Annotated in this window: 17 protein-coding genes; 8 read left to right on the top strand and 9 right to left on the bottom strand. The window is 48.3% G+C overall.

What is annotated here, in order from left to right:
- Positions 1–154 precede the first annotated feature (154 nt).
- Together NST96_RS14645 and NST96_RS14640 are read right to left on the bottom strand one after the other, a co-directional pair.
- Positions 155–508: a DUF2512 family protein gene (locus NST96_RS14645; RefSeq protein WP_342406540.1), complete on the bottom strand. Its 354-nt coding sequence runs from the start codon at positions 506–508 to the stop codon at positions 155–157.
- A 658-nt stretch (positions 509–1166) separates the two neighbouring features.
- Positions 1167–1547, bottom strand: a complete 381-nt coding sequence (locus NST96_RS14640) for a hypothetical protein (protein WP_024983645.1) — start codon at positions 1545–1547, stop codon at positions 1167–1169.
- A 563-nt stretch (positions 1548–2110) separates the two neighbouring features.
- Here NST96_RS14640 and NST96_RS14635 point away from each other — a divergent pair.
- Positions 2111–2941: a prohibitin family protein gene (locus NST96_RS14635; RefSeq protein ID WP_024983643.1), complete on the top strand. Its 831-nt coding sequence runs from the start codon at positions 2111–2113 to the stop codon at positions 2939–2941.
- A 71-nt stretch (positions 2942–3012) separates the two neighbouring features.
- Here the strand turns inward: NST96_RS14635 and NST96_RS14630 are convergent, their stop codons facing one another.
- Positions 3013–3231, bottom strand: coding sequence for a hypothetical protein (locus NST96_RS14630; RefSeq protein WP_003390524.1), 219 nt, complete (start codon positions 3229–3231; stop codon positions 3013–3015).
- Between the two features lie 140 nt (positions 3232–3371).
- The gene (locus NST96_RS14625; protein ID WP_342404152.1) at positions 3372–4931 is read right to left on the bottom strand and encodes a hypothetical protein; all 1560 of its coding nucleotides are present in this window, start codon (positions 4929–4931) and stop codon (positions 3372–3374) included.
- Positions 4932–5136: 205 nt separating this feature from the next.
- Here NST96_RS14625 and NST96_RS14620 point away from each other — a divergent pair, with 205 nt between their 5' ends.
- Entirely contained in the window at positions 5137–5409 is a 273-nt protein-coding gene (locus tag NST96_RS14620) for a hypothetical protein (RefSeq protein WP_342404151.1), read from the top strand.
- A 252-nt stretch (positions 5410–5661) separates the two neighbouring features.
- Here the strand turns inward: NST96_RS14620 and NST96_RS14615 are convergent, their stop codons facing one another.
- Entirely contained in the window at positions 5662–6009 is a 348-nt protein-coding gene (locus tag NST96_RS14615; protein WP_003390521.1) for an MmcQ/YjbR family DNA-binding protein, read from the bottom strand.
- A 196-nt stretch (positions 6010–6205) separates the two neighbouring features.
- Here NST96_RS14615 and NST96_RS14610 point away from each other — a divergent pair, with 196 nt between their 5' ends.
- Positions 6206–6400 (top strand): hypothetical protein, encoded by a 195-nt coding sequence (locus tag NST96_RS14610; RefSeq protein ID WP_003390520.1) that lies wholly within the window; start codon positions 6206–6208, stop codon positions 6398–6400.
- Between the two features lie 133 nt (positions 6401–6533).
- Here the strand turns inward: NST96_RS14610 and NST96_RS14605 are convergent, their stop codons facing one another.
- From NST96_RS14605 to NST96_RS14595, 3 genes are all read right to left on the bottom strand, one after another.
- Positions 6534–7367: an alpha/beta hydrolase gene (locus tag NST96_RS14605; RefSeq protein ID WP_003390519.1), complete on the bottom strand. Its 834-nt coding sequence runs from the start codon at positions 7365–7367 to the stop codon at positions 6534–6536.
- A 166-nt stretch (positions 7368–7533) separates the two neighbouring features.
- On the bottom strand, positions 7534–7686 hold the full coding sequence (locus NST96_RS14600) for a hypothetical protein (RefSeq protein ID WP_171506364.1): 153 nt from the start codon (positions 7684–7686) through the stop codon (positions 7534–7536).
- 329 nt (positions 7687–8015) lie between these two features.
- Complete coding sequence (locus NST96_RS14595; protein WP_003390517.1) at positions 8016–8231, bottom strand: hypothetical protein; 216 nt, start codon at positions 8229–8231, stop codon at positions 8016–8018.
- Positions 8232–8350: 119 nt separating this feature from the next.
- Between NST96_RS14595 and NST96_RS14590 the strand changes: the two genes are divergently transcribed.
- Entirely contained in the window at positions 8351–8746 is a 396-nt protein-coding gene (locus NST96_RS14590; protein WP_243014172.1) for an MmcQ/YjbR family DNA-binding protein, read from the top strand.
- A 15-nt stretch (positions 8747–8761) separates the two neighbouring features.
- Here the strand turns inward: NST96_RS14590 and NST96_RS14585 are convergent, their stop codons facing one another.
- Complete coding sequence (locus NST96_RS14585; RefSeq protein ID WP_327956626.1) at positions 8762–9508, bottom strand: TIGR02206 family membrane protein; 747 nt, start codon at positions 9506–9508, stop codon at positions 8762–8764.
- Between the two features lie 237 nt (positions 9509–9745).
- Here NST96_RS14585 and NST96_RS14580 point away from each other — a divergent pair, with 237 nt between their 5' ends.
- The 4 genes from NST96_RS14580 to mnmA all read left to right on the top strand — a co-directional run bounded on the left by NST96_RS14580 (position 9746) and on the right by mnmA (position 12071).
- Positions 9746–9988: a hypothetical protein gene (locus NST96_RS14580; RefSeq protein ID WP_003390513.1), complete on the top strand. Its 243-nt coding sequence runs from the start codon at positions 9746–9748 to the stop codon at positions 9986–9988.
- A gap of 96 nt (positions 9989–10084) precedes the next feature.
- Positions 10085–10435 (top strand): DUF952 domain-containing protein, encoded by a 351-nt coding sequence (locus tag NST96_RS14575; RefSeq protein WP_039070319.1) that lies wholly within the window; start codon positions 10085–10087, stop codon positions 10433–10435.
- A 188-nt stretch (positions 10436–10623) separates the two neighbouring features.
- Positions 10624–10845, top strand: a complete 222-nt coding sequence (gene tlp, locus NST96_RS14570; RefSeq protein ID WP_003390511.1) for a small acid-soluble spore protein Tlp — start codon at positions 10624–10626, stop codon at positions 10843–10845.
- A 113-nt stretch (positions 10846–10958) separates the two neighbouring features.
- Positions 10959–12071 carry a tRNA 2-thiouridine(34) synthase MnmA gene (gene mnmA, locus NST96_RS14565; RefSeq protein ID WP_003390510.1) on the top strand — a complete coding sequence of 371 codons (1113 nt, stop codon included), beginning with the start codon at positions 10959–10961 and terminating at the stop codon, positions 12069–12071.
- Positions 12072–12084: the final 13 nt, after the last annotated feature.

The raw sequence follows: 12084 nt of genomic DNA, 5'->3' as shown, positions 1-12084 counted from the left end.
CTGGGAGAGCGAGTCATTTGCCGCACATCATACACAGAACTTTATGGAGGGGAACAAAAAAGCCAAAAGATCAGGGGTTCGTTTGTTCACCCGGATCTTTTGGCCAAATGGCTGTTGATTCACTGCCGAAATAATACTGTGTCTGAAGCGAAGCTTACGTACCTTGTTTTTCCTGCTCGTCGACTCTTCCCAGAAAGCGGTGGTAAAAAAACTCGGCAACACCAAGCACTACTACCGTAAAAAGCATTTCACCAAAACTGAAGTTCCAATTCATGAAGGCGGAAACAGCCCATAAGTAGACAGCTGCCAGGATTGCATCGGAAACAGTTGCGATCAGGTTATTCGAAGCGCGCAAGATAAGCTGGTCGCCGATCAGGTAGGCGATGACCGATAAACCTACCGATGTGACAATGCTGGCCCATATGGTTGCTTCCGTAAACCAGTAAATAAAAGGGACCAAGATGATACCATTTATTACCAGCTTGACTATAAAGCGATACAATGCCATCCACTCCATTCAAAATATCATTGGGAATATTATTTCTTTCTGGCGGCAGTGTTATTCGTCCATCAAGGAAGAATTATCAATGAAATACCCCCATGCTTTGAGGGGACGAAAAGGGGAGGGCAGAGGCAGGGCTGCGGTCAAGCTTTTGGCATCCATAGGCTATCTGTTTGGGTCGCAGAAGCTATTTTGATAATACAAGTACATCATCATTGCTTTTCTGCCCGCTGCGGTGTCCGCATTCCTTTTGTGTTTTAGACATTTCAGCATTTTTTGGTCACAGCTGCAGGCAAAATATCCTCGTTTCTTGTAGCACAAGTCATGCTTCCTGCAGCAGGCATCCACGTCATCAATCGGCGGTTCAGGGCCACTGCATCCGGGGCCGCACCAGTTTCCGTAAAAACAAGGAAACTTTCTTGATTTCCTGTCCCTGTACATTCCCATACGGATTCACCACGTTTGCGTGTTTTTTATCATCATATGGGGGAAACGGCTGGTTGATTGGATGCATCGCGAGGAAGAAGCGGAGCGGACTACTCGTCTTGAACTGCAAGTTCGTCATATGGCCAAAGAGCGGCCATTCATACGCAATGCTTCAAAGGCAGAATCTCTAGACACAGACGGAGAAAGCAGGGGGCGGCGGCGAGTAATGTGCGATGATTCATGTGCGCTCTATATATTCTGCCTGATAGGAATTGGCCCCTGCGTGAACGGAAAGCAATGTGTCGGCGTAGCCAACCAGACGATTGACCAATTCTTCGGATATTTGGTAGACCAGAGGATGGAGCTCCGGCTGATGGAGTGACGGATCATCGTAAATGATGGTTGTGTTTATAAAGACATCCCTGTTACCGTACAGATCGTAGTGGATGATCACTTTGCCTGCGGCACCTTCCGTCAACGGGTCTTTAAAGCCAGGCAGAAATACATACCACTCTTCCGCTGTTGCAGAGCGAAAGTTTTTCGTAAAAGTGAGACCGTTGATTTCCTCTTCAATTCGTTGTTTGATTTCCGGGGGGATGAGCGGTGTTATTTTTTCCATACCTGTAGGATGATCAACGAGGTACACGGTATATTCACCAAGTCGTGTGATCCTGACAGTACCTGTCATGGCGATCAGGCAGCCGAATTGTCGAACCACAGGACTCAGAGCTGTTATTGCGTGAAAGCGCTACTTATTCCTCCAGCTTATTTGAGGGTGTTTTGGTACAAAAAGTAAAAAGCAGTCTTGGCGATTTCGTTTGAAAACCCATGTCAGAGTCGAAAGTCACAATGATGTTCCGCTTGATAGAAGAAATGCTCTATGCAAATTTTTTTCACTGTAGTTATATCTTCCTGATTTCTTTTGCAAACGCAACCTTGGACAAGCATATGGCTGTCAAAAAGGGTACCTCTTTTATTCACGTCTATCTCTCTTTTGCCGTCAGGTTTCTCAGCGAGAACTGGCGGCTATTTGTTTGCCCGTGATCAGGAAAACCGCCGAGCTATTGTATCGAGAGCCGCAAACCAAACATTCGACGAATAGTGAGTAGGGTGAAATTTTTGAAACTTATGAAATCTGTTGTCGTATTACATAGCATAAAGCCAGTCATAAAGGAGATGCGAATGGAAAATCAGAAAGTGACACAGCTCAATCCCAAATTGGGCGCCCCTAAGACGATTGTGACCATCATTGTCGCTCTCATTATCGGTTTCCTCATTTTTCAATCGGTAACGATAATCCAGGCGGGGCATCGTGGCGTTGTATTGCAGTTGGGAGCCGTTCAACCGCAAGTTTTTGACGAGGGTCTTCATTTCCGTATTCCCTTTATTCAAACGGTCATTCCGATGGAGGTACGGGTCCAAAAATCAGAGACCAGTCAAACTTCGGCCTCCCGGGATTTGCAGACCGTGGCAACAACCATCGCTGTCAACCATCATCTGGATGGCAATAATGTCAACAGGCTTTATCAGGAGGTGGGGATGGATTACGCTGCCAGGATAGTCGATCCTGCAATCGCCGAAGCGTTGAAAGCGGTAACAGCACAATATACGGCAGAAGAATTGATCTCCAAGCGCTCTGAAGTAAGTGCAAAAGTAAAAGAAGTGCTGAAGGAGAAGCTTGCTTCTTATTACATCGTCCTGGACGAAATCAACATCCGCGAGTTTAAATTCAGTGAAGAATTTGACCGTGCGATTGAAGCAAAGCAAGTCGCCGAGCAGCAAGCGCTCAAGTCAAAGCTTGATTTGGAACGGATCAAAATCGAGAAGGAGCAGGAAATTACGAAGGCTCAGGCACAGGCCGAAGCGCTCCGCCTGCAAAAACAGGAAGTTACACCTGAGTTGATTCAATTGAGGCAAATCGAAGCCCAACTGGAAGCGATTCGCCGCTGGGACGGGAAATTGCCAAATGTTACAGGGGGAGCCACTCCTTTTATTAACGTTGACAACAAGTAGTGTCAAAACCAGTGCCCTTTGGCGTAAGAATTGCTGAAGGGCTTTTCTGTCGTTTCGCAATAGGGGGTGGATTACTGCGGATAAGCCGTTCCATCCCCGCGAAAAAGCTTTCGCACCATCTCATAGAGCCTTCCAGACATATGGGGAAAAACGATTGCGTACTGATCTGCACCATTTCGCAAAAGAGCAACCGGTACCTCGACGAAATACGGGATTTTCATCAGATCGAGAATTTTTTTGTATTCTTCCAGTTGATTGTGATCCACCGTGTAATAAAAGGCTTTGTCCATAGCTATCACGCTCCTCTTCTTCATATTACCAAAGATGCGTTTTTGATAAAAACATCAGTTTCTTGCATCTATGTAACCAAAAAGCCCTTCTTGCACCAAGAAGAGCAATTTTAGCCGCAGGAGAGTAGGCCGTGCCCCTGTTATAAAGCATCATCTGGATCAACGGATTGGGCCGTCAGAGGAAAATCATCCGGGACAGAATCGATGTCTTCCGCGAGAGAATCTTCCGACTGAGCATCAACGCCTTCCGCGAGAGAATCTTCCGACTGAGCATCAATGCCTTCCGGGATAGAAGCAAAATCTTCTGACCGAGCATCAATGCCTTCCGGGATAGAAGCAAAATCTTCTGACCGAGCATCAAATCCTTCCGGAAGAGAGCCAAAATACGATTCAGTGCTCGCCGTGAGGTCATTTGTGACGAGAAGCCCATCAGTTGACAAGTCGTTCGTTGCAACCGGTTGATTCTTCTTATGGACCGCTCGTTTACGCCTGTCGTAGGTTATCGAATGGTTATTGTCATCGTCCTCGACGTGGTCACCGTCTCCGGCATCATCCTCAACCTCATCCGTCTTTTCAGGTTCAGTATCCTGCTCCTCATCCGGTTCAAATTGTGAATGGTCGTCACCTTCTTCAACCTGTGAGTCCATTTCGAACGCTGATTCAACCTCCGATCCTGCTGTTTCCTGTTCGGAGTCTTCTTCCAGTAGAGAATCCTCCCTTACACGATCTTTTTCCTTTAGAAGATCATTGTCGCTTCGCATGGCGATCTTTCTTTTCTTTGGCCGCACTTCAACCGACACGTTTGCTTTGCTTTTGGCCAATCTGCGCAAATAGGCACAAGTCCTGCTTATTTTTGCTTTGTTTGAACCTATTACGAGAATGGTCGTGCCGGGCAAGAGCCTCTTTTTTAAAGCGCGGTGCAGCTTTATCCTGCTTGTAAAGTGGCGTGCGCGTTTTTGGGGAAAACCGGAGCGAGTGGCTGCCCGGGAGATGCACCTGGCGTACGGACCGAGCGTGTAGAGGTAATCCACTTTCTTCATTGCCACATATCGGCCGATCCGTGCATATTCTTTTCGTGTGTATTTTCCCTGCATAGTGCCGAATACCGCGATGTTGGTTCCTTTTTCATTCTGGACCAGAATGTCGAGAGCGGCTTTTACAGCCGAAGGGCGTGCGATGGAGGTACCCTCTATGACGCGAATATCGTTTTGGACGTGAGATACTCCCGGCCGCCGCTGGGACAAACCGGCCTGGATCTCATGTGGAGCATATCCGGATGTGTGACTGGCTGCGATCGCCTTGAGCGCGTCCACAATGTTTTGGAACCCTTGACGAATATCTCTTTTTGCTAACCTATCCAAAACAACAATAGCTCTGCGGTATTGCGGCTGTTTCTGGCGTGTACGGATACGGGCATTGCTTGTCAGCACGTGTTTGCCTGATGCATAGACTCTCCGGCGTTTCTTGAGAATGGGTGCGGGCATTTCTTTGATGGGCGCTTCACCCGTTTTGCCAGTTACAGCGATGATGACGTTTCCGTTTCTGCTCGACTTTTTGACAGCTCCAGACCGGATGGAACGAACCCGAAGCGATTTGACCACTTTTTTCTGCGATGTCCTGCCCTTATCTTTCTGCGGCGAATTGATCTTTGTCGCTGTTCTTTTTGGGAAGCCATTTTTTTTCGATCGTTCTTGTCTCAATCTGTTTAGTTTCCCTCCCTACAAACAATGTGGGCAGCGCTGACATATACTATGTCTGGATGAGACAGCCCGTATAGACGAAAAGCTTTCAAATATTTGCCGAGGATAGACGGGTCAAGTTCTTTTTTTCGTAAAAAAAGAGCCAATCCCGGTTGGGTGGCTCCAAATGCAAATGTAGTAGCTAACGTAAAAACGATTCACGAGTATGAAAGCGATCTTGCACGACTATTTGGCCGGATTGTTGAAGAGGCTCAGTATCTTCTATCTCTGTCTCGACGACGGCGGCAGCATTCAGGTGGACACCAACGACAGTGATCGGGGCAATATCTGCGTCTGGATGGGGGACGATATTGATCCCGTTGAGTTGGCCATTGTGGACTTTGTGCTGACCAATACGGGCTCTGTGAGGACCGTTGCGGACTTTGTGGTGACCATTGAGAACTTTGACCTGACCCTCGCCCAGGATAAGAATACATGAACTTCATCCTCTCCGTTTTTTCTTGGATTACCATACCTGTATATTCTGGTGCACGTAATTGTGGATAGACAGATGACCTGAAGGCAGGGGAAACAGGCTGAAATCCATCGGCTTATCGCCTGCGGGCGGAGGACGGAGAGGGAAATGTTTCATTGTCATGTAAATCATTGCGGTTATTTCCGTTTTATGTAACAGAGCAGACATGATGAGAAGAGAAGGCCGTACATAACGAACTGCAATGCTTGTCCTTTGTTACGAGTGGATCAGCTGCTGTTTCGCTTTGGGAAGACCTTTGAAAACCAAATGATACGAAAGGTCAATTTGGCTCAACAGTTCTTGCTCCGGGACGGTGCCATCCACTTCAACTGTATTCCAGTGACGTTTATTGAGATGGTATCCCGGTTTGATTGCTTGATACTGGAAACGCAAAGTCTCGGCAAGATCCGGTTCGCACTTCAAGCTTATCTGCAGTCCGTTTTCTCCAGTTGCAAGCAAGGCAAACATTTTTCCCCCGACCTTCATGACGTGTATATCCTCACCAAACGGAAAATCCTCTGCTGCTCCTTTTTTGTCAAGACAGTATTGTCTCAGCTCCAGCATATTCATAGGGATCCCTCAGCTTTCGAGAAAATGGGTAAACAAGGTGATACTCTGTTCATGATAGTTGGAACATGCCGGCATTGGCAACAGAATCCCGGATATTTTGACCAGAAGCGGCACATAGTAACAGAGTGCAATCGTTTGAAATCGGGCGAAGCCCAGCGCTTCGTAGCCTACATAGAAGAGGAGAATGGGAATGCCCAAGGATGAACGTAATGACCAACAGCCGCAAATCAATCTGTTGATCACCAAGCAAAACATGGATACTCCATATATTACCGAGCAGGAAGTTGATTCCGATGTAAATGAAGACCCGAAGAGGGAGTACATGTTGGATGAATCAGCGGAGGCGTTTATCCGGCAGCATGTGGAGTCATCTGAGGATGAGTAAAGCGGCGGGAGGGGGAAGTGCGTCTATGCACACGAACGTGCCCCTCCCCGATTTACCATCAGTCTTCTCGCAATGCATGCAGTATTTCACTTCGATCACTCCATTATCAGAATGATGGGGGAAATACAAGAAATCAACCAAGCGAGTTTTTTTGAACGAAATGCTCTACACGATCAAGCCAGTCGCCGCAAAGCGTTTGAACCAATTGCCGCTTTTCAATCTCCAGCATATGACCAACGCTGTCAAGAATCGAAAAAGTGGCATGCGGAAAATGTTCGAGCATTGACCAATGATCGCTGTAGCCGCAAATGGCATCCTGCCGTCCGAGAAGAAACAAGGTAGGAGCGGTGAAGAGACTCGTGCTGTCTATGGGATCAAGTGAGAAAAAATAGCCTTTGGTACGCCATTCGGATGTGAGAAAGTCTCGGTCTGCCAGCAGACGGCCCGGCTGCACCTCTTCCAGGAATCGAGTGAGATTCTCCCTGGTTTGGACAACCATCAGCGTTTCGAATGCTGTTCGTATATCCGGATGGAGATCATGGAGCATCTCCTCATCTTGTCGTAGAATTGTCTTGTCAGGCAGGGTGCGTTTCTGTAAGTGAAGAGCGGGTGCGAGGAGGAAAAAACCGTCCAGAAGCTCTTTTCTTTTTGCATAAATGCCTTGGGCGATATAACCGCCGTAGGACTTGCCTGCCAGGGTAAAACGCTTCTCGGGTATGAAGTCGTCCAAAAAGCCCAGAATGACATGGAGAATATCCTCTGAGGTCGTTACCCATTCTTTTACATGGCTGTGTCCGTGCGCCGGCAGATCGATATAGATGCGCTGCCAGCCTGGCCGATTGGCAAAAAGGGGCTCCATCCATGCCTGCATGGCCCGGTGGTCTGTTCCGAGAGCATGCAAGACGACAAGCGGTTTTCCTTCCCCGTAGCTAGCGTAAGAGATGGTATCCTTCCAGTTGGAGGCCACAGTTCATCACCTGATCCCATGTTTCGTTTGATTACCGGATTCCGGTATAAAAGCGGAGTTGGATAGCTGCTGTCGATTCAAAGAAGCAGGTTTTCGTATTTGAAATCATGTTTTTCCGTGCGCCGTTTTCGGTAGCGGACGAACGATTCTTCAAACAATTGAGTACCTACAAGAACAGGAAGTATATCCCCCCGCTGATCGCCAACAGGACGAGGAAAAACAACAAGCGTTCTCTTTTCTTCGATGCACATGGCGTAAAGAAAAATTCCGCAAATGTCCAAACCAATAGCAAGGCCCCCAGAAAGAGCTTCCCAATCACTTCTCATACCTCCGTTCTAAAAGCCCGTTGACAGCAATCTTTTGGACCTCTACGATTCATAGAAAAGACTGCTCCAAACTTCGCAAAATCGCAGTTTGCCCATTTCGGAAATCTGTGGAATCGTCGGACGGATAGTGCTTGTTTTGTATGCAGTACATCAAGGCTTCCTGAAAAACTGAGTGTCATACACAAGAAGGGAATTGAAAGGTGATTGAAGATTCTCCCCAAAACCTGTAGGCTAAGCTCATCTTGTTAAACGGTCAAGGCTGGGGGCAGAGGCGAGTCAAGATGATCGAAGCGCTTTTGATCGTTTTCCTTTCATGGGAGTCTCACGTAATCAGAAAGGCGATGAGGAGAAGCAGGCTGCCTGTCAAGAGAATGCCAAAGACAATATAGCCAAACCATTTAAGCGGCTTCGGCATGCTTTCCATGTCGATAGGTTTCGAAGGTGTTCCGACAATGTTTCGGTAGTGGTCGACAACGCTGTTGAAGGGCTCATTTTCCCGTTGAGGAGGATAATCGGCTGGTCGTTTTTCATTCTTCAAATGAAAACACCTCCTTGTGGTTCATTTTACCACAAAACAGGATCGGACATGGTAGCCCCTCGTTGGCGGTTGTCGAATGAACCAAAAAAAGCGTACTCGTGAAAGGAGAAGAAGATGGCATGGACAAGCATAAACAGGTGGAAACGCCAGCGGGACTTGCGCTTTTGGAGCGTCTACGAACGATTTGCACGCAATTTCCCGAGGTGCAGGAAAAAGTAGACTCCTTTGGACATACAACCTTCCGTGTGGGGGACAAGCCTTTTGTCATGATCGCTGAGCGCGGGCTAGAGACTACTTTTTCGCTCAAGACAACTCCTCACACACAGGAGCTGCTGCTGCATAAGGGCGGCTACACCAAGACACCGTATATCGGGCAGCACGGATGGGTATCGGTAAGCGGGTCTACCACTCCAGACTGGGAGGAAATAGAAGGCTTGATCCAAGAAGGCTACCTGCGGACCGCGCCGAAGCGTCTGGCGAACCTTTACCAAGAACAGCAGGGACAACGCAGATGACACAAAAAAAAGGGACTACACAGAAACCCCTGACTGCGACGGCTTCCGGTCCCTTTTGCTCTGAGCATAAAACGGCAGGTAAAGCAGAAAAAAGAGCAAGGCAGCCACACCTTCAAGCGAAAGGATATACCAGGGATAGGGACCGAGGTAATCCAGGAGGCTCGGATTGGCAGGCTTTTGCGAGACGAACATGTAATTGCCTCCGGTCACGCTGTTAGCAAGCAGTACGATGGGCAAAAGGAGATTCAAAACACCGAGAGCCTTCCAATAAGAGCGAATGGTGGGACGATAATCCGCCACCCACGTCATGTACAGGCAAGCAAGTATGATGGCTGCGTGAGCCAGAAAAAAGTGAAAAAAACGAAAATGTGGAAACGGGTAGAACAGCTCAGGCGTCAGCATCGCCTGAAGGGCTCCTCCGAGACCGAGGAAATAGGTGAACTCATAAATCCGGTAGCTCCGGAACATCAGCATCGCGATGGAAAACAACAAGGAAATGCTGCAGAGCTGCAAAGGCAGCGTATAAGCGGCAGACCAACTCCCTGTATAGACGTGCCACAGCTGAAAGGTTACTTCGGTGAAGAGCAGCAGCCCTGCCAGAGAATACCGGACCCGTTTTTCTGTATCAGATGTCCGCAATCGATCGCGAAGCAAATAGAGAGCAAGTACGGAAAGCACGAATAGAGCAAGTGCAACAAGGTGGGAGACCGAAAACAGCATAAAGGGCTCGCCTTGAATCGTATAGGACAAGAGATCGGACATGATGGATTTTCCCCCAAGCGAATCTGTTAGATAGGCTGCTTGCATGCTTTCGAGCAAATCAGCGAATAGAAGTATTATAGAAAGTTTTTCCTCTGTTTCCAATAGTAGATCATACGAAATGCTCAAATGGGAAGTGTGAAAAGCAGTAAAACAAACACTGCCTTGGCAAGCGGAAAAAAGATTGGCAGAATAGATACGAGAAAAAAGAAACGCCACATGTACACACCGGGAGGCTCAATGAAAACCGCTCTGTATCATATCGCGTATCAAATCGGAATGCATCCGGCCGAGATGGCCAAGCTGGTACGGGAAGGAGAAATAACGGGAGAAGTTCCCGGGAACAACCCGCAAGCCAGGGATGCATGGGTTGATCTGCATTCATTGCGAAATTATATTCAATGGCGACATGATCAAAACAGGCTCGATGAGATGGCCTATCTAAAGGCAATTCGTCACATTGACAAGGCGCTTCGGGGCTGATGGCCGACGGGGGGCCTTCTGGCGCTTGCGTATACAGAAGGTTCCCATAGAGAATCGTCGGGACACGCTGCCTATCGTGCAAACAGAAAGGGGAATATGCAAGTGGATATCATCTATTGTCTGGTACCTAAATCCTATTGGGAAACATGGGAGGGAAAGGAGACATACCTCCCGCGTGATTATGAGCAGGAAGGCTTTATCCATGCGACCAAGAGTGAGGAGCTCCTGGGTAAAGTCGCCAATCGCGTATACAAGGATTTTACGGATAAGCTGTACGTATTGGTCATACAGGAGCAAAAGATTGCCTCGCCGGTCAAGTATGAACAAGCGAAGGACGGTCTGTTGTATCCGCATATATACGGCCCTCTGAACAAGGACGCGATCCTGGAAATTCGCGAAATGAAAAGGACAGACGGGAACTGGGGAGTAGCGGGGGTGGTTGGATAAGTGTTTCGGCAGATGCTGCGGTGAAGCCGTTGATGACTGTTTCGGAATCCGGCATGGACGCTGGACCGAGGCCCGCTGAATAGTCAGGAGACTGCATGGAAAGGGACACATGTATCTGTACATAAAGTGTCCCGTCCGGGCGCAAAATGGTAAGGACATGGAATCATACCTGCAAAGGAGTGTGCCGCATGGCCAAACCAGACAACCGCTCGGATAATGTTGAAAAGCTGCAAGAAATGATTCAAAACAGCATGGAGAACATGCGCGAGACACGCGATTATCTCAACGCGCACGGCGATGAGATTTCCGCGGAGGAAAAAGCGAACCTGCAGCAAAAAAACGAACGCAGGGAAGAGAGCATTGAAGACTTCCGCTCCGAAATAAAAGACGAGGCTTCGCAAATGGAATAAAAAACTTGCGCCTGCCGGACACTTCGGCAGGCGTTTTCGCGCAAGAATACATGAATTGTTTTGTGAAACATGATAATCTGTAGAGGAACAAATTCACAGTGAGGAGAACGACCATGAAAAGACCAGAAGATACACGTGTCGTCGTCGGCATGTCTGGAGGGGTCGATTCTTCCGTGACAGCATACCTGTTAAAGCAACAGGGGTATGATGTGATCGGCATCTTCATGAAAAACTGGGACGATACCGATGAATTCGGCCACTGCACAGCGGAAGAAGACTTTCAGGACGTGCGACGCGTTTGCGACCAGATCGGAATTCCGTACTATACGGTCAATTTCGAAAAAGAGTATATGGAAAAAGTCTTCCAGTATTTTCTCGATGAATACCGCCGCGGGCGGACACCCAATCCGGATGTCATGTGCAACAGGGAAATCAAATTCGGCGAGCTGTTGACCAAGGTTATGGACTTGGGGGCAGATTACATTGCGACCGGGCATTACGCCCAGGTCAAATTCCAGGACGGCGAATACAAGCTGATCCGCGGAAAGGACACCAATAAAGACCAGACGTACTTTCTCAATGCGCTCAATCAGAAGCAGCTTTCCAAAACGATGTTTCCGATCGGCCATATGAGCAAGCCCGAGGTTCGGGAAATCGCCGTGAAGGCTGGCCTTGCGACAGCAAAGAAAAAAGACAGCACCGGTATCTGCTTTATCGGCGAGCGCAACTTCCGGGAATTTCTGCAAAACTACCTGCCGGCAAAGCCAGGCAATATCGAATCGGTTGACGGCGATGTTGTCGGGCGCCATGACGGGTTGATGTACTATACCCTCGGACAACGGCAAGGTCTTGGGATTGGCGGCGGCCATGGCAAGACAGGAGAACCGTGGTTTGTGGTGGATAAAGATTTGGAGCGGAATGTGCTGATCGTTGCAGAAGGGGCAGACCATCCGAGAATGTTCTCGACCAGTCTTGTTTCTACGGATGTGAACTGGATCAGCGATCGGAAGCCGATCTCGACATTCACCTGTACGGCAAAATTCCGTTACAGACAGCCTGATCAGCAGGTTACGGTGCACATCCGCGATGATCATACAGTAGAAGTTGTGTTTGACAAGCCGCAAAAAGCGGTTACTCCCGGACAAGCTGTGGTCTTTTACAACGGAGAAGAATGTTTGGGTGGAGGGACAATCGACAAGGTCACTCCGCTGGACACAGGGAAATAATTGAGGGATTGGG

Source organism: Brevibacillus sp. FSL K6-2834 (assembly GCF_038592925.1).
GTDB classification, from domain to species: Bacteria; Bacillota; Bacilli; order Brevibacillales; family Brevibacillaceae; genus Brevibacillus; species Brevibacillus borstelensis.
Note: the sequence above shows the minus strand (reverse complement) of the source record. Positions and strands in the feature narration are given on the sequence as shown.

Coding starts and splice junctions, on each gene's coding strand:
- NST96_RS14645 (WP_342406540.1), bottom strand. CDS start 508: ATGGCATTGTATCGCTTTATAGTCAAGCTGGTAATAAATGGTATCATC.
- NST96_RS14640 (WP_024983645.1), bottom strand. CDS start 1,547: ATGGAAAAAATAACACCGCTCATCCCCCCGGAAATCAAACAACGAATT.
- NST96_RS14635 (WP_024983643.1), top strand. CDS start 2,111: ATGGAAAATCAGAAAGTGACACAGCTCAATCCCAAATTGGGCGCCCCT.
- NST96_RS14630 (WP_003390524.1), bottom strand. CDS start 3,231: ATGGACAAAGCCTTTTATTACACGGTGGATCACAATCAACTGGAAGAA.
- NST96_RS14620 (WP_342404151.1), top strand. CDS start 5,137: ATGAAAGCGATCTTGCACGACTATTTGGCCGGATTGTTGAAGAGGCTC.
- NST96_RS14615 (WP_003390521.1), bottom strand. CDS start 6,009: ATGCTGGAGCTGAGACAATACTGTCTTGACAAAAAAGGAGCAGCAGAG.
- NST96_RS14610 (WP_003390520.1), top strand. CDS start 6,206: ATGCCCAAGGATGAACGTAATGACCAACAGCCGCAAATCAATCTGTTG.
- NST96_RS14590 (WP_243014172.1), top strand. CDS start 8,351: ATGGACAAGCATAAACAGGTGGAAACGCCAGCGGGACTTGCGCTTTTG.
- NST96_RS14585 (WP_327956626.1), bottom strand. CDS start 9,508: ATGTCCGATCTCTTGTCCTATACGATTCAAGGCGAGCCCTTTATGCTG.
- NST96_RS14580 (WP_003390513.1), top strand. CDS start 9,746: ATGAAAACCGCTCTGTATCATATCGCGTATCAAATCGGAATGCATCCG.
- NST96_RS14575 (WP_039070319.1), top strand. CDS start 10,085: ATGCAAGTGGATATCATCTATTGTCTGGTACCTAAATCCTATTGGGAA.
- tlp (WP_003390511.1), top strand. CDS start 10,624: ATGGCCAAACCAGACAACCGCTCGGATAATGTTGAAAAGCTGCAAGAA.
- mnmA (WP_003390510.1), top strand. CDS start 10,959: ATGAAAAGACCAGAAGATACACGTGTCGTCGTCGGCATGTCTGGAGGG.